15 protein-coding genes are annotated in these 20,695 nt (G+C 49.4%); 2 read left to right on the plus strand and 13 right to left on the minus strand.

The window, feature by feature from the left end; all coding sequences use genetic code 11:
* Positions 1-27 precede the first annotated feature (27 nt).
* The 8 genes from PUR_RS17780 to PUR_RS17820 all read right to left on the minus strand — a co-directional run bounded on the left by PUR_RS17780 (position 28) and on the right by PUR_RS17820 (position 10,309).
* Positions 28-831, minus strand: coding sequence for a metal ABC transporter permease (locus PUR_RS17780; protein ID WP_179036395.1), 804 nt, complete (start codon positions 829-831; stop codon positions 28-30).
* Between the two features lie 338 nt (positions 832-1,169).
* Positions 1,170-1,919, minus strand: a complete 750-nt coding sequence (locus tag PUR_RS17785) for a metal ABC transporter ATP-binding protein (protein ID WP_179036396.1) — start codon at positions 1,917-1,919, stop codon at positions 1,170-1,172.
* 32 nt (positions 1,920-1,951) lie between these two features.
* Positions 1,952-2,917, minus strand: coding sequence for a metal ABC transporter solute-binding protein, Zn/Mn family (locus PUR_RS17790; protein ID WP_179036397.1), 966 nt, complete (start codon positions 2,915-2,917; stop codon positions 1,952-1,954).
* 255 nt (positions 2,918-3,172) lie between these two features.
* Positions 3,173-4,351 (minus strand): IS110 family RNA-guided transposase, encoded by a 1,179-nt coding sequence (locus PUR_RS17795; RefSeq protein WP_179036398.1) that lies wholly within the window; start codon positions 4,349-4,351, stop codon positions 3,173-3,175.
* Between the two features lie 311 nt (positions 4,352-4,662).
* A complete protein-coding gene (metG, locus tag PUR_RS17800; protein ID WP_179036399.1) occupies positions 4,663-6,711 on the minus strand; it encodes a methionine--tRNA ligase in 2,049 nt (682 codons plus the stop codon).
* Between the two features lie 441 nt (positions 6,712-7,152).
* The gene (yidD, locus tag PUR_RS17805; RefSeq protein ID WP_179036400.1) at positions 7,153-7,416 is read right to left on the minus strand and encodes a membrane protein insertion efficiency factor YidD; all 264 of its coding nucleotides are present in this window, start codon (positions 7,414-7,416) and stop codon (positions 7,153-7,155) included.
* Positions 7,417-7,418: 2 nt separating this feature from the next.
* Complete coding sequence (locus PUR_RS17810) at positions 7,419-7,874, minus strand: Fur family transcriptional regulator (protein ID WP_124695571.1); 456 nt, start codon at positions 7,872-7,874, stop codon at positions 7,419-7,421.
* 191 nt (positions 7,875-8,065) lie between these two features.
* Positions 8,066-10,309, minus strand: a complete 2,244-nt coding sequence (locus PUR_RS17820; protein ID WP_179036402.1) for a copper amine oxidase N-terminal domain-containing protein — start codon at positions 10,307-10,309, stop codon at positions 8,066-8,068.
* A gap of 379 nt (positions 10,310-10,688) precedes the next feature.
* Between PUR_RS17820 and tlp the strand changes: the two genes are divergently transcribed.
* A complete protein-coding gene (gene tlp, locus PUR_RS17825) occupies positions 10,689-10,919 on the plus strand; it encodes a small acid-soluble spore protein Tlp (RefSeq protein WP_179036403.1) in 231 nt (76 codons plus the stop codon).
* A 169-nt stretch (positions 10,920-11,088) separates the two neighbouring features.
* Here tlp and pflA read toward each other — a convergent pair whose 3' ends face one another.
* From pflA to adhE, 3 genes are all read right to left on the minus strand, one after another.
* Entirely contained in the window at positions 11,089-11,826 is a 738-nt protein-coding gene (gene pflA, locus PUR_RS17830) for a pyruvate formate-lyase-activating protein (RefSeq protein ID WP_179036404.1), read from the minus strand.
* Between the two features lie 143 nt (positions 11,827-11,969).
* Positions 11,970-14,231 carry a formate C-acetyltransferase gene (gene pflB, locus PUR_RS17835; RefSeq protein ID WP_179036405.1) on the minus strand — a complete coding sequence of 754 codons (2,262 nt, stop codon included), beginning with the start codon at positions 14,229-14,231 and terminating at the stop codon, positions 11,970-11,972.
* A gap of 293 nt (positions 14,232-14,524) precedes the next feature.
* Positions 14,525-17,146 carry a bifunctional acetaldehyde-CoA/alcohol dehydrogenase gene (gene adhE / locus PUR_RS17840; protein ID WP_179036406.1) on the minus strand — a complete coding sequence of 874 codons (2,622 nt, stop codon included), beginning with the start codon at positions 17,144-17,146 and terminating at the stop codon, positions 14,525-14,527.
* A gap of 1,452 nt (positions 17,147-18,598) precedes the next feature.
* Here adhE and PUR_RS17845 point away from each other — a divergent pair.
* Entirely contained in the window at positions 18,599-19,315 is a 717-nt protein-coding gene (locus tag PUR_RS17845) for a Crp/Fnr family transcriptional regulator (protein ID WP_179036407.1), read from the plus strand.
* Positions 19,316-19,529: 214 nt separating this feature from the next.
* Here the strand turns inward: PUR_RS17845 and PUR_RS17850 are convergent, their stop codons facing one another.
* Both PUR_RS17850 and nirD read right to left on the minus strand, forming a co-directional pair.
* Positions 19,530-20,321, minus strand: a complete 792-nt coding sequence (locus PUR_RS17850) for a formate/nitrite transporter family protein (protein ID WP_179036408.1) — start codon at positions 20,319-20,321, stop codon at positions 19,530-19,532.
* Positions 20,322-20,357: 36 nt separating this feature from the next.
* Positions 20,358-20,678: a nitrite reductase small subunit NirD gene (gene nirD, locus PUR_RS17855; RefSeq protein WP_179036409.1), complete on the minus strand. Its 321-nt coding sequence runs from the start codon at positions 20,676-20,678 to the stop codon at positions 20,358-20,360.
* Between the last annotated feature and the right edge of the window lie 17 nt (positions 20,679-20,695).

A 20,695-nucleotide genomic window follows, 5' to 3' on the forward strand; every position in this document is an offset into this window, starting at 1 on the left:
TGCTGCACTTTCTTCTTCCGGCCTAAACTATACCCGTACTCCTTTTTTGCCTATCAGCGTCAGCACGAGTAAGGCGATTAGCAGAAGCACGATCGTCGCACCCGGCGCCAGATTCCAGATCCCCGCGATGACCAGCCCGCTTACAACGGCAATTTCGGCAATAACGACGGACAAAATAACGGATATCCTAAAGCTGCGTGAAAGCAGCAGGCTGATGGCTACCGGGATCGTCAGAAGCGCTGATACAAGCAGCGAGCCGACGATCTTAATGGCTGTACTGATGACCAGAGCCGTTAGAATCGTAATCAACATATTGAGCATCTTCACGGGCAATCCGCTGACGTTGGCGGCATCTTCCTCGAAACTGAGCAGAAAGAATTCTTTGAAGAACAGCGTCACCACGGTAATCACCGCAACGGTGACAAGGCCGACGACCAGAAGGTCCGTATTGTCGAGCGTATAAATGCTGCCGAACAGGTAGCTCATCACATCGGCGTTATACCCTTTTCCTAAGGTGAAAAATAAAGAGGCCAGCGCCACGCCGCCCGACATCATTACGGCGATCGATAGCTCCGCATAGCTCTTATAGGCTTTACGCAGCTTCTCGATTGCGAAGGAAGCCGCGACGGCAAAGATCAGTCCCGCTCCCAGCGGATAAAAGCCGGCCAAAAATCCGAGCGCCACACCGGCGATCGTTACATGTGCCAGCGTGTCTCCAATCATCGACAGCCGTCTGAGCACAAGAAAAACGCCCATAAGCGGCGCCGTAATTCCAATCAGCAGACCGCCCGCAAGCGCCCGCTGAAAAAAATCGCTGAACAGAATTTCCAAAGTGTAGTTTCCCCTCCCAAACCCTCCCCACCGGGGAGGGCCCCAAGGGCAGCCGCCCTCTGGACACCCGCAACTGGCGAAGGTGTGAAGGCGGGCGCTCCCCGGGACTGTTTGACTCATGAACGCTTACGTCCCAAAAGGCGGGACACGCTTAACTTCCTAACGTACTTAGATTAAAAGACTTAGAAACTAAAGATCAAAGGCCTTAAGATCAAAGGCTTGATCAGCTAATGTTGTACAATGGCTGATCTTGATGAAAGACTAAGAGAAAGATTCTTAGTGCAAAATCCTAAGATCAAAGGCCTGATCAGCTGATGTTGTACAATGGCTGATCTTGGTTATGTGAGCGTATGCTGCAGGTCTTCGGCGGCGCAGTTTTGAAGCTCGTGCGAATGGCGGGAATAAAAATTAATTTTGCCGTTTCGCTGTACCGGCTCTTTGCCGAGATAGTTCTGGATCATATCGATATCATGCGAAACCATCAGGAATGTCATATGATGATGGGCATGCATATGTGTAATCAGCTCGAAGAACGCGGCCTGTGTCTCAATGTCAATACCGACCGTAGGTTCGTCCAGAATGAGCAGGTCGGGGTGGTTAATCAGCGCCCGTGCCAAAAAGACGCGCTGCTGCTGACCGCCGGATAACATGCCGACTCTTTTATCCTGAATGCCTTCGATGCGCATGACCTCAAGCGCGTCATCACACTTGCACTGCTGGGCGCGGGAGATGCGGCGGAACACATTTTTATTATTATAAAGTCCGGACATGACCACTTCACGCACCGTGGCGGGAAACAGCGGGTTAAACGCATTTTTTTGCGGCACATAACCGATTCGTTCCCAATCCTTAAACTTCCGGACCGGTTGTCCGAACAGACGGATTTCTCCTTTGGATGCCGGAAGCAGGCCGACGATCATTTTAAGCAGCGTCGTCTTGCCGGCTCCGTTCGAGCCGATAATACCGACAAAATCGCGTTCTCTCACGGTAAAATTCAAATCGGAAATGACCTTCTGTTCCCCGTAGGAGAACGAGAGATTTTGTATATTGATCATATGCTGGTGGCAGTCCAGGGATACCGGTTGCATGACAATCCACCCTTTCAAGTAAGCTTTCTATCTTATTTTAAAGCCAGAATCAAATTTTGCAAATTTTTCTCCATCAGAGTGAAATAATTATCATTGTTTTTTTGCTGCTGTTCCGTGAGTCCCTCCACCGGATTAAGCACCATCGTTGACACGCCCGCCTCGGCGGCCAGCGTCTTGGCCAGTTTATCGGAAACCAGCTCCTCGAAAAAAATATAACGGATGCCGTCTTTTTTCACCAATTCCGCCAGTTTCACCAAATCCTGCCCACGCGGCTCGGCGTCCGGGGATAATCCCATAATTGCATGCTGGGTAAGTCCGTAGTCGCGGCACAGATACGCAAACGCTTGATGGGACACAACAATTTCTTTATTCGGAACCTTCGCCAGCTCACTTTCGAACTTGGCGTCCAGCGCCTTAAGACGCTCCGCCGCTTTGCCGTAACGCTCCTCGTAGCCATCCTTATGCGCCGGATCGATCTGCACCAGACTGTTTTTAATATTTTCAGCCATAATCAGAGCGGATTTCGGACTCACCCAGGTATGCGGATCGGTATGGAGTGAATCTCCGGATGCTTCTTCTTCTCCGTGCTCCGCGCCATGATCGTGATCGTCCTCTTCATTGGTCATAATATAATCGACGCCTTTGCTTACTTCGACCGCTTGAACTTTGCTGTCGCTTTCGAGACCCTTCAGGAAATTTGGCACCCAGCCTTCCAGCCCCGCACCGTTATAGAGAAAAAGCTGCGCTTTTGAGGTGTTCACAATATCTTGGCTGCGCGGCGTCCAATCATGCGGCTCCACGCCAACCGGCAGCAAATTAATAGCATTGACATCTTCCCCGCCAATTTCCTGCGCAAATTCATAGATCGGATAAAATGTGGTAACTACATTCACCTTACCCTCGACGATAGTACCACTGCTCTTCGGGCCGCAGCCGGACAGCAATACAACAAGCAGTATAAGCGGAAGCGCAAATCCTTTGATTCTTTTTCCTAGCATTTTGTAGCGTTCTCCTCCTGATCGTAAACTTTACTATTAGCATTATAGTCGTAATCATTACGATAAGTCAATCGCATAATATTCATTCTGGCGATAATACCGGAATATAAACCTTTTTCCCGTCTCTTCAAAGAAAAAAACCAGCTAATACTTGTCAAGAATTTTGTATTGGTGATTCGTGTTCTTCTTGGTATACTATTTTTTATCATGACAAAGAACCTTCATTGGCGTGAAGGTTCTGGATAATTATGGGTTTTAAGTTTGGAAGGGCTGCTGCTTACATAGGATGGCGTACACGTGATGGAGTAGCTTGTTGGCGCAAGCGATCACGACCACCTTGTAGGGCTTGCCCTCTTTTCTTTTTTTGTCGTAATACTCCCGTATCCTTGGGTTTGTTCTTCCTCGAATACCGCACTGTACGGCTAGATATAACGCCCGACGAAGCCTCTTGGAGCCGCGTTTTGTAATTCTGGAGCTGGTCGCCGTGAATTTGCCGGAGCTGAATATTCCAGGGTCTAAACCTGCAAAAGCCACCAGTTGTTTGGCTTCTTTAAACTGCCGTACATCTCCGATCTCTGCGACAATTGCGGCTGCGAGCTTATCTCCGATTCCCGGTATACTCTTCACGAGCTCAACCTCCGGAAGACCCCTTGCCATCTCATTCATCTGCTTCTCCAGTTCGCTCAATTGATCTGTAAACGCTAGAACTAAGTCCACCATACTGCGGAGAACGGAGGTTTGAGCGCGACTTCTTGGTTGTTCACCCCAGCGGGACATCACTTCTCTAAGGGTTTCCGCCTTAGCTTCTACCCACTTCTCAGAATGTGATTTCCCTGCACTTTTTCGGATGACCACATGCAAATCCTCAGTTTGACCTTCCAGGCAGCGAGCCAGCACGTACAGAGAGGTTACCGAGAATAGATTGCGAAACACCTTCTCGTACGCCGGGAAAACTTGATCCAGCAAGGCCCTCATGTTTAACTTCGCTTGCACAAACATCCCCGTCACAAACTCATGTTGTCTGGTTACATGTTGGAGCTCCGTAAACCCCTCATCCCAAGTCCGATGCGGTGTAACATCTCCCCGGTAATACATTTCGGCTAAGTGCCAGGCATCTGCAGCATCCGTCTTTACCTTGCGCAACTGTGTGCCTTTCGCTCGTTTTGCTTGTAACGGGTTGACAATGAAGTACGTCCATCCACTACGTTCCAGATAGGTGACAAGTCCACGATGATAATGACCGGTCGCTTCCAGAACGACAGCTGGAGAAATCCCTGTCTGTGCCTGCAGTTCCGTCAGAATCTCCCCCAATTGCTCAAATCCGCTTTGCTCATGCGAGATGCTTATCGCCTTCCCCCAAGGCTCGTTCCGCTTTAAAAAAGCTTGTATGACACTGAATCCCTTGGCCACATCTACTCCTATAACAGGTTCCATAACAACCTCCCGATTCGTATTTGCCGGCAATCCTACGATGGTTCCAAACCCATAGCTTCGCATGTGATACGGGGTCCATTGCCCCTACCAGCTCAAACATGGTCATTGGGAATAGTAGGAGAACAGTTTTTTTGACGGGGTAACGTCCCCAAAGCAGCCCGCGTTCTCCCGGCTATCGCCATCTTAAAACACCCACAAAAACAGGCCAACCAGAAGTTTCTGGCTGACCTAATAATACGAAAGCAGCCCGGTCCAATGACCAAGCCGCTTTGAGTATGAAACTCTTAACCGTTCGCTCTACTTCCTCAAATCTACTTGACAATGGCGCCGTTCGGCATTGAATCGGGTACCGTCGCAATCGTAAGCTGATCGCCTTTGGAAGCTGCCAAAATCATCCCCTGCGACAGCTCGCCGCGCAGCTTCACCGGCTTCAGGTTCACAATACAGATCACCTTTCGTCCGACAAGCTCCTCAGGCGTATAGAACTTGGCGATGCCGGAGACAACCTGGCGCTGCTCGTAGCCAAGATCAAGCTGCAGCTTCAGCAGCTTGTCGGCCTTTTTTACCGGCTCGGCGGCAAGCACCTGCGCGACACGCAGCTCGGATTTGGCGAAATCGTCGATGCCGATTTCCTCTTTGTGCTCTTCTTCCAGCTCGGCGGCCGCAGCCGTTGCCGGTTGCGCGCCAGAGTCAGCGCCAGCGCCTTCGGCAGGCGTTTCCGTACCTGCCTCTGCCGCCTTCTTGCCGCCGCCCATCACGGATGCGATGTAGGTGACCTCCTGCTCCACATCCAGCCGCGGGAAGATCGGCGCTCCCTTCACAAGCTTCGTTCCGGCCGGGATCAGGCCGAATGTCTTGCCGCTGTCCCAGGTGGTCAGTTCACCCTTTGCTATGCCAAGCTGCTCCCAGATTTTCGCCGGAGCTTGAGTCAGGAACGGTTGAAGCAGAATCGAAGCCGTCCGCAATCCCTCGGCGAGATGCCTCATCACGGAAGCCAGCTCGCGGGTTCTGTTCTCGTCCTTAGCCAGGACCCACGGCTGCGTCTCGTCGATGTATTTATTCGTCCGGCTGACCAGCGCTCCGATTGAGGCTAGCGCAACCGAGAATTCCATTTTCTCCATCGCTTCTTCTACTTTGGAGTAAGTCAGCGCAACCGCCGCTTCCAGTTCGCCGTCAAACGGCGTTACTTGGCCTTCATAGGCCGGAAGCTCGCCCCCGAAATATTTGTCGATCATCGCAACGGTACGGTTCAGCAGGTTCCCGAGGTCGTTGGCCAAGTCGTAGTTGATCCGGTCCACGAAGCTTTCGGGAGTGAACGTGCCGTCCGAACCGAAAGGAACCTCGCGCAGCAGATAATAGCGGAGAGCGTCAAGGCCGTAACGGTCGATCAAGGTAACCGGGTCCACAACATTGCCTTTAGACTTGGACATTTTGCCTTCCTTCATCAGCAGCCAGCCATGCGCGAACACCTTCTTCGGCAGCGGCTCGCCCAGCGCCATCAAAATAATCGGCCAGTAAATCGTATGGAAGCGGACGATCTCCTTGCCCACGATATGTACATCGGCAGGCCAGAACTTGTCGTACAGGCTGCGGTCATCGGAACCGTAACCGAGAGCGGTAATATAGTTAGTCAGCGCGTCAATCCAGACATAAACTACATGCTTCTCATCACCCTTGACCTTGACGCCCCAGCCGAACGTCGTGCGGGATACCGCCAGATCTTCGAGGCCAGGCTTGATGAAATTGTTGATCATTTCGTTTTTGCGCGACTCGGGCAAAATAAACTCCGGGTTCTCCTCGTAATACTGCAGCAGCCGATCCGCGTATTTGCTCATTTTGAAGAAATAGCTTTCTTCCTTCACAAGTTCCACGGGATGTCCGCTGTCCGGGCTTTTGCCGCCGATAATATTGCCGTCCGCGTCGCGAACGATATCCACAAGCTGCGTCTCCGTGTAGAAAGTTTCGTCCGAAATGCTGTACCAGCCTTCATACTCGCCTTTATAAATATCCCCCTGCTGAAGCAGACGATCGAAGATATCCTGAACGACCTTAGTGTGGCGCTCTTCCGTCGTGCGGATGAAATCGTCATTGGAGATGTCAAGCTTGCGCCATAAATCCTTGATGCCGACGACGATGTCGTCCACGAACTGCTGCGGGCTCTTGCCCGCTTCCTCAGCCTTGCGCTCGATCTTCTGGCCATGCTCGTCCGTACCCGTCAAATAGCGGACCTCATACCCGCGAAGCCGCTTGTAGCGGGCCATCGCATCGCCGGCGACCGTCGAATACGCGTGACCGATATGCAGCTTGTCGCTAGGGTAATAGATTGGCGTTGTTAAATAAAAAGTGTTCTTCTGACTCATTTCCGTCATCCTTTCATTTGTGCTGACGCCGCACAGCCGGCGGACCGGCGGGGCCGCTTCTGCCGAAGCCGTGCATTCTTCTTCATGAAACTGCGGAGCGCCATACGTTTCTGTGCTCGCAAAAAAACTCCCGCCCCATATGGGGCGAGAGTTGACTCACGCGATACCACCCAAAATTCCCCGGCCCCTCACGGAGCGCGAGCTTATCCAGTTCCCGCTGCGGGAACTGCCCATTAACGCTGGGTCACGCCGCCGGCTTACGCAGAGGCCGAATGCAGCCTCATATCGCTCGTGGGCGGTTCCTCCCGGACCATATTCCATCCTGACCTTCCAGACCGGCTTGCACCTGCCCCGGCTCTCTGTACTGGCGTCCCGATGTACTCATCCATTCGTCGGAAATACATTTATTATTGAAAATATAACCAAAACAGCGCTCACATGTCAAGTAGAGCCTGCCGCTTTCTTGCCGGTAATCTTGCTCTTCGCCGGAGGCACCGGGTCTAGCCCGCCCGGATGAAAGGGATGGCAGCGGGCGATTCGCTTGGCGGCAAGCCAAGAGCCTTTAAGAGGTCCATGCACTTCCACTGCTTCGAGCGCATACGCAGAACAGGTAGGATAGAACCGGCAGGTAGCGGGCTTCAGCGGCGAGATAAAATTGCGGTAAATCTTGATAGGCGCCTGTACCGTTCTTCGTCCGATTCCCATGCTTATTTCGCCTCTTCTCCGCGAGCCGCTTTGTCCTCCGCGCCGGCTTCCTCACATTCCCTACAGTACCCGAATACTTCGAATTTATGCTTCACCACCCGAAATTGATCGGGCGCATCCGTCATATTCATCGGGCAGAAAGAAATGGGGTACGTCTTCTGGCACTGGAGACAAATCATATGGTGGTGGTGATGGTCCTGGCTGCAGCTCGCCTTGAATTTGATTCCGTCCTCAAAAACGATCTGCTCCAGCACCCCCAGCTCTTCCATTACTCGCAAGTTGCGGTAGACCGTATCGAAGCTGAGTCCGCTGTACTTGCGTTCCATATGTTTATATACATCCTTGGCGGACAAATATCCCGTATTCTCGCCGAACAATTTGGCAAGCGTCTTGCGCTGGTCGGTGATTCGCAGTCCCTGCTCCGACATGGCTTCCAATATCTCTTCTGTCGACAGCATAAGCTCATCTCCCATAATATAGAGGATCAAGGTTGTAACCCATCCTTTAATAATGCCCCAAAAATATGACGCCGTCAATGAAGGTCAGCATACCTCTCCTAGTTCAAGTTTTCCGGAAAATAAAAATCCCGGCGAAACGCTTGAACAAGCGCTTTGCCGGGAAAATATTAATAAATATGAAGCCGTTTAAGTTATTGTGCCTTCTGAGGCGGAAGCGGCATGAACAGCAGATTAATCGGCAAATTGCTTCCGGAGGCCGGGGTAAATACGATTTCTACCGTCTGCTCCAGATTTCCGGTTCGGTACAGCACGCTGTTCTGGTGCGGCGCATCGACAGCGCCCGAATTCGGAGCTTCGATGATATTGCCGTTGACCAGCAGCGGTCCCTGGTATTTCCCGCCCCGCGGATTGAGCGTGATCAATGTGTTTGGGGCGACCCGGGTAAGCGTAATTTTGTAAACAACGCCGAAGTTGCCCGAGTTGGATGCTTCCGTGCCCGAAAGCGCGTCCGTGCCCGACAGGTTCTTGTCGGTGTTGTTATCTCCGAGTACCAGCCTTGAAGGCGTCGTTCCTACCGGATCGGTGACCGTAATGATACGGTTCGCATTCGGATACGTTCCTCGGTTATGCACGCCGTCGCGTTCCAGGTAGTTAAGGGTTGGCAGCGTCAGCAGCGGGTCCTTGGTCGCGTCGATCATGACAATCGAATATTTTACCGGATAATCACTGAATACATCGGACATCAGCGAAATAATTTGTCCAGGCTTCATCGTAACATTGTTGATTGTGGTCAGAACCGGTTTGCTTTCCCCGGGCTGCAGCGTAACATTATCGTAAGCACTGCCCAAAGATATGGATTGCAGGTAGGTTTCAATCGACTTTTTGCCTGTAGCTGTCGGAATATCAAGTGGACCGCCAAAACCGGACTGTTGGGTCGTAATGGTTGCCGGATAAATATTATCGTTTGTCGCAATCACATACATCTTCATGTTTGTGGACATCGAGTTCTTGTGGTGAACCATAATCCGGGTGCTGCCCATCGCCGTCTCCTGATATACAATGCCTTCCGAATACACCGTTTCGGGGCTATTGCTGCGAATCAGCGTTATAGGTTCCGAACTGCTTGTATAAGAGACCTTGTTCCAGCTTGGTATCTCGCTTCCGTTGATCGTATAAATATCGCCGAGCGGAACAAAAAGCTTGTTGAAGTCTTCCTGGCTGTACAGCACTTCGTTAGTAATGTTGATCACCTTCTCGAAAGTGCTGCTGAGGCCGTGGGTATCGGTGACCGTCAGTTGGATGGAGACAGGTCCCGGGTTAAAAAAGGCCTGCGCGCGATTAGACCATGATTCCGTTAGCTGATCGCCGTCCGGGTCGGAACTAATATTAGTGATGGTAATCGGCTCGCCCATCTTGTATTCGTCTTTATTAGTCGTAAACTGCGCTACCGGCGGCTGATTCGGTTTAAGAACACTGATGGTTACCGAATAGGGATCGCTCCATTGGCTGTTCGAGTCCATAACCGAATAACTGACCGTATAAAAGCCGGGCTGTGCAAAAACGTCCTGCCGTCCTTCCCAGCGCTCGTCAACAATTGTTGCGCCGTTCGACGCCGAACTGCTGGTCACATAATTGACCGTCGTTTCTCCTGCAAATATTTCGGACGGCTGCACCGTGAAGGATGCCTTGGGCTTAGTCTGCAGAGTCAGGATGACGCGTTTCTGCACATTATCCACCGTATATGGAATGCCAAGCGCCTGCGTAATCGAAGTCAGCGGCACCATAAAAGTATTTTTGTACTGGTAAGCCGGACCTTTCATCGTCGTAGCCTTACCGTTTACTGTATAAATTTTGCTGTTAGTCTTGAAACGAAGTTCGTTGCCGTCCTTCATGATGATCGTTTCTTTCGTTGCTCCGTTGTAGGTCAGCTTCAGGCCAACGCGCTCCACCATGGCGCGAATTGCTACATTAGATACGCCATTCTTGACGGCCATAGGCTGGCCCGCCAAATATAGAGTTCCGTTCATATACATCTTGTTGCTGTTCATCATTAGCACAAGCTGGCCTGCCCCTGCGATGCCGGTCGGAGCCTGCGCTGCCGGTGCAAAATTCGGCTGCGGCGTTGCGGACGGCACAGCGGAGGCTGACGGCCCCGGAGTTGCGCTAGGCTGTTCAATCGTCGGCGACGTTTCCACGGTTGAGGATGGTGTAGATGAAGCCGCCGGCGACACTATCGGGGCTGGCGACACTGTTCCGGTTATCGCCGTAGCTGTAGCGGTTGCCGCCGGCGATGCAGTAGATACAGCATTCACGGCTGCGGATTTGGTTGCTGTTCCTGCCGGTAACTGTGCAGCGGATTCGGCGAATGCCGGAACCGCCGAAGCGGCCTGCGCCATCGTCAGTACAGCAATTAAAGCCAGTTTTCTTACATTCATTAGTATGACTCCTTCTGCTCCCTTTTTGTAAATATAAGATCCTGAACGGCTTGCCCTCCGCCTCTCTCTTATATTTTCGACAAAAACACAGCCGCCTCAAGGCGGCCTGCGCTCTTATCATGGCTTCCCCAAAACAAAACATACTATTAGACGCAAGCACCGGCAAAAAGTTTCAGAAAAATAGAGAAAATTTGTAAAACACTTAAATCTCCCTCTTTAAGGGAAGATTTAGTATGGTTTTTTAAATTTTATTTTATGACTGACGTCGTAACGCCCCCGATCAAATCAGACGCATATGCATAGACCGCAAAGGGAATATTAAGGGCAAAGAGCCGTCCAAAGTTCGGCGATTTTCATTATTACGGGAGGCGATATTAACATGAACAAACCTAAACCGGATAACCGGGAAGACAATGTAGCTCATCTGCAGAACAGTATTCAAAATACCATCCGGAACTATCGAGAAACCGAGGATTATTTAAGCGAGCATAGCGACGAGATTTCCTCCACCGAAAAAAATCAGCTTGATGACAAGAACGAACGACGGCTGGACAGCATTCGCGGTTTTCGGGAAGAAGTGAAAGACGAAGCAAGAAATCAAAACAAATAACAGCTTGCTCTCATTCGCTCAGAAATCTATTAAAAAGGCTGTTCCCTTCATCCGAACAACTTCGGGAAGGGAACAGCCTTTTCGATGCTGGTTTCTCCGATGAGGGACTCTCATCGTTATTCAATATCGGAACCCCGTCAAGAATTCCAATCTGTATTCGAAGTCGTATTTATACGGGGGTCGTCTGGTTGCGGCCTTCTTCAATAAGCCGGTAAGCCCGCTGCACTTCTTCATCCTCGGGAGTAGGCACGCCATCCAACTCGTAAGCCTTGCCAAGCATTTCCCACTTGTACACGCCCATTTGATGATATGGCAAAATCTCGAACTTCTCTACCCCGTTTAGAGTTCCGATAAAACGCCCTAAATTGATGAGGTCCTCTTCCTTGTTATGAATGCCGGGTACGTAGACATGGCGGATCCACATCTTGCGTCCATGATCAGACAACCAGCGAGCCAGCTTCAGAGTGCGTTCATTGGATTTGCCGGTCAGTTTGATGTGAGCCTCGTCATCGATATGCTTAAGATCCAGAAGCACAAGATCCGTTACATTCAGAAGGTCTGTAATCTTGTCACCCTCGTTATATCCGTTGGTATCCAGAGTCGTGTGCAATCCCCAACGCTTCTTCACCTCCGTGAACAGCTGCTCCACGAATTTTGCCTGAAGCGTCGGCTCTCCGCCGGAAACGGTCAAACCGCCACCAGAGGAGCGGTAATAATTCAGGTAAGGTTCGATTTCCTTAAGAATCTCTTCCACAGTGACTTCTCTGCCCTCGTCTAATGCCCACGTATCCGGGTTATGGCAATATTGGCATTTCAACAGGCAGCCTTGCATAAACAAGATGAAACGGATACCAGGCCCGTCTACGGTTCCGAAGGTTTCAAGAGAGTGGATACGGCCTTTAATCATAGAAGGTCATCCTTTCTTAACGACTGGCTACAAACCAAATACTTAAAATTTTAACAATCTCAGAACAAGATTTTACCGCCCTTATTTCAAGGGCGGTATCACCTTGCCATTTACTGCTTATTTAAATTAGATTAACGGCTGAATTACATCGAACCGTGGAAAGTACGGTTGATAACATCGAGCTGTTGTTCACGAGTCAGCTTGATGAAGTTAACAGCATAACCGGATACACGGATAGTAAGCTGCGGATAGTTTTCCGGATGATCCATAGCGTCGATCAGTTGCTCGCGGTTAAATACGTTAACGTTCAGGTGATGGCCTTTGCTGTGGAAGTATCCGTCCATCATGGATACCAGGTTCGCTTTACGTCCTTCTTCGTCTTTGCCGAGTGCCTTAGGTACGATCGAGAAGGTATTGGAGATACCGTCAAGGCTGTCTTCATAAGGCAGTTTAGCTACAGAACTCAGGGAAGCAAGAGCGCCCTTCTTGTCGCGTCCGTGCATAGGGTTAGCACCAGGTGCGAACGGCTCGCCTTTCTTACGTCCATCAGGAGTAGTACCAGTTTTCTTGCCGTATACTACGTTCGAAGTAATCGTCAGAATCGATTGAGTCGGCAGAGAATCACGGTAAGTTTGATGTTTGCGAATCATGTTCATGAAGGATTCAACCAGTTCAACTGCGATGCTGTCAACAGCGTCGTCGTTGTTGCCGTAGCAAGGGAATTCGCCTTCGATTTCAAAGTCTATTGCGACTCCTTCTTCGTTGCGGATCGGTTTAACTTTGGCATATTTGATTGCACTCAGAGAGTCGGCAGCAACCGACAGACCGGCAATACCGCAAGCCATCGTGCGCAGAATGTCGCGGTCATGCAGCGCCATTTCAATACGTTCGTAGGAGTATTTATCGTGCATGTAATGGATAACGTTCAAAGTGTTGACATAAGTTTTGGCAAGCCATTCCATCATCGGTTTGAAGCGTTTCATTACTTCTTTGTAATCCAGAACTTCGGAAGTGATGCGCGGATATTCCGGTCCTACTTGTGCGCCGGATTTTTCATCCACACCACCGTTGATAGCATACAGCAGAGCTTTGGCCAGGTTAGCGCGAGCGCCGAAGAATTGCATTTGTTTACCAATGCGCATTGCGGATACGCAGCATGCAATACCATAGTCATCGCCATAAATCGGACGCATCAGATCGTCATTTTCGTATTGGATCGAGCTTGTCTCGATGGATACTTTGGCACAATATTTCTTGAAACCTTCAGGAAGCTTCTCGGACCACAGAACAGTCAGGTTCGGTTCCGGAGCAGGTCCCAGGTTGTACAGGGTGTGCAGGAAACGGAAGCTGTTCTTCGTAACGCGGGTTCTGCCGTCAACGGCCATACCGCCGATGGATTCAGTTACCCAAGTCGGGTCACCCGAGAACAGGTCGTTGTACTCAGGAGTACGAAGGAATTTCACGATACGCAGTTTCATAACAAAATGGTCAACAAGCTCTTGCGCTTGTTCTTCAGTCAGCGTGCCTTCTTCAATGTCGCGTTGTACGTAAACATCCAGGAAGGAAGAAACGCGGCCAAGGGACATAGCGGCGCCATTTTGTTCTTTGATTGCAGCCAGGTAACCGAAGTATACCCATTGGAAAGCTTCTTTAGCGTTGTTCGCAGGTTTGGAAATATCCAATCCGTGCGCAGCAGCCATTTCTTTCAGTTCGCCCAGGGCACGGATTTGCTCCGACAGCTCTTCACGAAGACGAATGACGCTTTCGCTCATGGAATCTACTTCAAGGTTAAGCTGTTCTTGTTTCTTTTCCTTGATCAGGAAATCAATACCGTACAGAGCAACGCGGCGGTAGTCGCCGATGATGCGGCCGCGGCCATAAGCATCAGGAAGACCGGTAATGATGCCCGCTTTACGAACAGCTCTCATATCATTTGTATATGCATCAAACACGCCTTGGTTATGCGTTTTGCGGATATTCGTAAACATGTCAACAATGTTGCTCGGAAGTTCAAAGCCATAAGCTTTGGTAGCGTCGATCATCATTTTGATGCCGCCGAACGGTTGAATGGAACGTCTGAAAGGCGCATCAGTTTGAACGCCGACGATTTGTTCCTTTTCTTTGTCGATATAGCCAGGTTTGTGGGACGTGATTGTGGACACTGTGTTAAGATCGATGTCCCAAACGCCGCCTCTTTCTCTTTCTTCCTTGCCCAGTTGGGAAATGATTTTCCACAGTTCGTTAGTGTTGCTGGTAGGGCCTACGAGGAACTGTTCGTTACCTTCATAGGGTTTGATGTTCTTGTCGATAAAGTCATTAACATTGACTTTCTTGGACCATTTACCACTTACAAACCCACGCCATCCCGACTTAACTTCTTGTACTTCTTTTTCAATCACCGACATACTAATCCCTCCATATATTTATATGATTTGTAGAGATCGCGGGCTTGAAGGATAATCCCGTGTCTCGTGATCCCAAGCTGTTATTTGTACCAAATTTCACAATTGATGTTCTATAACTGGGACCTTATATAAACATCTTAGTTTACTTTCCAAAAGAAAACTGTGACAAATATCACCTTTGAACAACTTTTTGGTGATATTTGTCACTCTAATTCAAATCCCAGATTCTACTACATTCAATATTCAGTTTCTATATAAATTTAACTTTAGTATGACCTGAAAATTACTTGATATTAGTTGTCGAATCTGCCATAGAAAGCATTGCGGTATACGTCGGCAAGTTCACTTACCAGCGGCAGCTTCGGATTGGCAGTTGTACATTGGTCTTCGAACGCGCGGTCTGCCAGGTAGTCTACGCGGGATTCGAAGTCTTTCGGATCGAAGCCCAGTTGTTGGAACGATTCTTCGATACCCAGCTTTTTGTTCATGTCGCGAATAGCGTTGATCAGGCTGGTGACGCCTTCTTCCGTAGTGCGGGCCGGCAGTCCCAGAATGCGGGCGATTTCGGCATAGCGCTCGTCAGCCACAAAGTGCGAATATTTCGGGAACGAAGCGAACTTCGAAGGTTTCTTCGCGTTGTAACGAATAACGTGCGGCATCAGGATGGCATTGGTGCGTCCATGAGCCGTGTGGTATTGACCGCCCCATTTATGCGCCAAGCTGTGGTTGATACCCAGGAACGCGTTGGCGAATGCCATACCGGCCAGCGTCGATGCATTGTGCATTTTTTCGCGGGCAAGCTTGTCGGCTTCCAGTGCGGATTTCTCCAGGTATTGGAATACCAGTTGGATAGCTTTGATAGCCAGACCGTCGGAGTAGTCGCTCGCCATAACGGATACATACGCTTCGATGGCATGCGTCAGTACGTCCATACCTGTATCGGCAACGGCAGTCTTCGGCAGGCTGTATACGAATTCCGGATCGATAATGGCTACGTCAGGAGTAAGCTCATAATCGGCCAGCGGGTATTTCGTGTTGTTGCCAGACGTTTTGTCGGTAATAACCGCGAAGGAAGTTACTTCCGAACCTGTACCCGAAGTTGTCGGGATTGCAACGAATTTCGCTTTATTTCCGAGTTTAGGGAACTTATAAACCCGTTTACGGATATCCAAGAATTTTTGTTTCAAGCCTTCGAAGTCAGCATCTGGATGTTCGTAGAACAGCCACATTCCCTTAGCAGCGTCCATTGGGGAACCGCCGCCCAGAGCGATGATGCAGTCAGGCTGGAATCTGTTCATCATAGCCGTGCCTTTTTCAACCGTAGTTGTCGACGGATCCGGTTCAACTTCCGAGAACACTTCGATCGCTACAGGAGTTTGGCGTTGACGCAGATAGTGTTCTACTCTTTCCACGTAGCCGAGTTTAACCATCATCGGGTCAGTAATGATTGCGACACGAGTGATTTCAGGCATTTTGGCCAGGTACTGAGTTGCACCTTTTTCGAAGTAAATTTTATCCGGCACTTTAAACCATTGCATATTCACGATACGACGATTCACCCTTTTCACGTTGATCATGTTAATGGCAGTAACGTTTTGGGATACCGAGTTGCGGCCGTAAGATCCGCAGCCCAGAGTCAGCGAAGGGATGTTCGTGTTATAGATGTCGCCGATTGCGCCATGAGTGGAAGGCGAATTGACGAGAATACGTCCGGTTTGCAGACGGTGCGAGAATTTCATGATAACTTCTTCGTTGTTGGAGTGGATGGCCGAGCTGTGGCCCAAACCGCCAAACTCAACAACTTGTGCCGCGCGTTCGATACCTTGATCGGCGTTTTTAACTTTATAGCAGGCCAAAACCGGGCTCAGCTTTTCAGCGGACAGCGGGTATTTAGTGCCTACACCTTCAAGTTCAGCTACCAGAATCTTGGTACCGGCAGGAACTTGGATACCGCACATTTCAGCAATCTTCACAGCAGATTGGCCGACGATTACCGGATTAACCGCGCATTTTTCTACGTTCATTGCGCCGTTGGTCAGCTTGGCAGCTTCATCTTTATTGACGAAGTAACAGCCGTTGGCAATCATTTTCTTCTTTACTTGATCGAAGATGGCTTCTTCAATAATAACGGCTTGCTCGGATGCGCAGATCATGCCGTTGTCGAATGTTTTCGAAAGAATAATGTCGTTTACAGCTTGGTCGATATTAGCGCTCTTTTCAATGAAGGCAGGCACGTTACCAGGGCCTACGCCAAGAGCCGGTTTGCCGCAGCTGTAAGCCGCTTTAACCATTGCGGATCCGCCTGTAGCCAGGATCAGAGCCACACCATCGTTGTTCATCAATGCGTTGGTCTTGTCCATGGTCGGCTGCTCAATCCATTGGATGCAGTTCTCCGGAGCGCCTGCTTTTACTGCTGCGTCATGCAAAATTTTTGCGGCTGCGGCACTACATGCTTGCGCAGATGGGTGAAAACCGAATATAATAGGGTTACGTGTCTTAATGGAAATCAACGCTTTAAACATCGTGGTGGATGTTGGGTTGGTTACCGGAGTGATGCCCATAACAACGCCGACCGGTTCGGCAATCTTTTGGTAGCTGTCGTAAGGATTATCTTCAATAACACCTACTGTTTTGTCGTACTTGATTCCGTGCCAGATATATTCTGTAGCGAAAATGTTCTTCGTGATTTTGTCTTCATAAACACCGCGGCCTGTTTCTTCTACAGCCAATTTTGCCAGGTACATGTGTTTGTCCAAACCGGCCAGTGCCATAGCATGAACGATTTTGTCGACTTGTTCTTGATCGAGAGCCATGAATGCTTCTTGAGCTTTCTTTGCTTTATCCACCAGAGTCTGAATATATTCTTCAGCGGTTGGTTGTTGCACTTGGGCGGCCACTTCATTCTTAACTGCCATTTCCCTCGTCCTCCTGTCAATTTGTGTTTGTTCTTCTCTACACCTCGATAATATCACACCAAATGCGACTTGTATAGTGAAATCTTTCACAAAGTATAAAATTTTTTTGCGCTTTTTTCAAAGCGCTTACATTTTGAGGGGGTTTCAGGACATCTTGCCTACTTCAATCTCTTATCTATATTCTTAAATTATAGGATTCCGGCGGAATGATAGATGAACCCAGTTGGTAACAAATTACTAATTACCTAAGAAGCCGTTGAATAGAAGGATTTTCCATGCTATTATTCCTAATTTTAAAAAATAATCGTCTTTTTATTAATGATCAAGCTGAGCCTAAGCGAGGTTGGCGTTGCGTTGACGCTTATGGAGCGGAATTTTCTAATTATGCCTTGATCGTATCGCATACCTCCTAAACCTTTTTTGCGGGCAGCTGGGTTGTAAAGACGATTCACTTCCTGAAGAACGTCCCCTTACAAGAGACTTGTTGCTCTGCGCTCTGATAGGCTTCCATTGCTACATGCTTCCCTATCCGTCGTTCGTTCCCGAACCGGTTTCCTTCGAAGGCGCTCCTCAACCATTGTTCTGGACCGTAACCCTGTTATTCCCCCCCCCCTTACAAGCCAACTATAAAGATTCGGCGAGAAAAAGACGTGGCAGACGTATGCCTATATATACCTACCCCAAGAAGACGCCGAAAATAAAAACATGCAAGAACACAATTTGCTATGACAGTTGGCAGAGCTGTAAGAGCAGGATGGCGAATTTAATGATTGCACTGAGGTTCCTGACCGCACTGACGAATTTTTTTACTGACTAATGAGGCATCTGTCCATATTTATACTTGTTGAACATAACGAGCGATTTCCAGAACCATTTAATCCATGAAGCAGAAAGGGTCAAGACCCTATCTTAGCAAAGATCAGTATGAACAATAGAATGGCAATGAAAAACGAAGCACCGACTCGCGATGCTCCGGGACACTTTAAATATATCCGGAAGAATGACGTCAAATTTATTCAATAGAAGAAAGTGGATTCTCCAATCATATTCCGATAAAAGCCGCTGCCCAATGTGATCACCTTAAGTCGCCTTTCCTACTGAACAAATACACTTCGGCAACTAAAGGTACGTGCACTTGTTGAAAATTTTACTGGCAGCCCCCGTACAGCCTATGAAAGTTGTTCCAAAACTACTTTCTTGCTTGCCTAAGACTCAACCATCATTTATAGTAAAAAAAAGCTGTTTGCCGCTATCCTGGGACAACGTCAAACAGCATGAAATGGAAAAATATATTAGAAATCACACTCGAAATCACTCTTTTGAAGTGAAAATAATCACAATGTTGAAAATTAGACACTTTTTTCGCAATTTTTTCACCCATATTGAGGAATTTCATTGTATAATTAATTTAAAATTTACTGAAAAACTGAGGGAATAAAGGGGATGTCGATTATGAAAGAACATACTAATGTTATCGAAGCCCATGGAAATACAAACTGTTTCTCGGAACAAAACTTTAACAGACTGCTAGTAACGATGAAAGAACGTTTGGTTCCGGAAGGCTCTCATTTATTCTGGGAAGGCGACTACTCGGATAAGCTGTTTTACATCAAACGCGGACGCGTCAAGCTGACCAAATCCACGGATGAAGGAAAAGAACTCATTCTTTATATGTATCAAGCCGGCGATATGGTCGGTCAAGCCGATCCTTTCTTCAGCACGAAGCACAGCTTCACCGCCGAAGTGATCGAGGAAAGCGAAGTTGGCGTGATCGAGCACAAGGATCTGGAAATTCTGATTTGCCAGCATTGTGATTTTGCCATCGATTTTATGAAGTGGATGGGCATTCATCACCGTCTGACGCAGACCAAATTCCGCGATCTGATGATGTACGGCAAACCTGGCGCCCTCTGCTCCACGCTGATCCGTCTGAGCAACACTTATGGCGAGAAGAACGGCGAAGCCATTCTGATCAACAAAAAAATTACGCATACCGACTTGTCCAACATGATCGGCGCGACTCGCGAGAGCGTTAACCGCATGCTTAGCGATTTGCGCAAAAAAGACGCCGTAGAGTATGAGAACGGCATGATTGTGATTAAAGATCTGGAAATGCTCCAGGACATTTGCCACTGCGAACTTTGTCCTAATGAGATTTGCCGAATTTAACACAGCTAATATTTACCCTCTTTTCACCTCAGTGAAACATACATGTTCGTTTTTTTCGACCTGATTTTTATGGCCGCAGGCGTCCGTTTTCGGACGCTTTTTTTGTATCCGCAGACTTATTAACGACAAAAAAAGACTGCCGCCTAAAGCCCGTTCGGACTTTAAGCGGCAGCCGCGCCGCAGCGTAATAGATTTTGTGAGTGGGAACAGCCGGTTACTTGGACTTAACGCCGCCGCGCACAGGTGAGATGACCCAGTAAGCCATGCCGACAAATACGCCGCCGCCGATGATATTGCCCAGCGTGACCGGGATCATATTATGCAGCCAACCGGCAAGGGTAACGGTCTCCGGATGGTTCGGCAGCAGCAGCGCCACGCTCATCAGTGTCATGTTCGCCACGCTATGCTCATATCCGCTGGCGATAAAGGCAAGCAGACACCACCATATCAGCACCAGCTTGGCGCCTTCGCTCTTGGCCCGGGACGACATCCAGATCGCAAGACAAACGAGCCAGTTGCACAGAATACCGCGGAAGAAGAGCTCCGATACAGGGAGGCTCATCTTTTTGGCCGTCGCCGCAAAGATCAGATGATCCGGCCCGGCAGCCTTGAACAGCCCCGTTCCCTGAACCAGCCAGGCCAACAGCACTGCGCCGGCAAGGTTGCCCAGAAAGACGATCACCCAGTTCTTGATGGTATCCCATAGACTTGTTCTGCCCGCTAAAGTGCTGGCGGTAAAGAACATGTTATTCCCGGTAAAAAGCTCCGAGCCGGCAAAGATGACCAGCGTCAGCGCGATGCCGAAGGTAGAGCCCATGACAAGCGGCTGGAAGGGCGATTTGGCCGCTGCCAATGGCGCCCCCAAAGTGAAGATCAGGATGATGCCGATCCCTACGTACGCCCCGGCCAGTAACGCCGCCAAAGCATATCTCGGCAGGCTTTCATTCATTTTGTCGCGTTTCGTTACCGCTGCTTCAATAATCGTTTCCACGCTTTGCGTAAACATTTATTCCTAACACCCCGTCATTGTTCTTTGTAGGATTTAAATACCGATAACCACCGTATCTCCGTCGATATAAACCGGATAAACCGTCGCCTGCCCCTGATCGGGAGCCTGAACCTCGCCGGTGCGGAGATCGATTTTCCAGTCGTACAGGGGGTCGTACAGATAGTGCCCGGACACGATTCCTTCGGCCAGAGGACCTCCCTTTGGATGAGGACTGCGGTTCTCCAGAGCGTAGAACTCGTCACCCGAAGTGCGGAATACGGCCAGCTCTTTGCCTTCGATGACAACTGCGCGGCCAATTTGTTTCAGATATTCCTGTACCTTGCCTGCGGCATAGGTTTGTCTTGCTGCTTCCATTGCCCTCTCCTCCTTTT

Origin of the sequence: Paenibacillus sp. URB8-2, assembly GCF_013393385.1 — a bacterium.
Lineage (GTDB): Bacteria > Bacillota > Bacilli > Paenibacillales > Paenibacillaceae > Paenibacillus_AQ.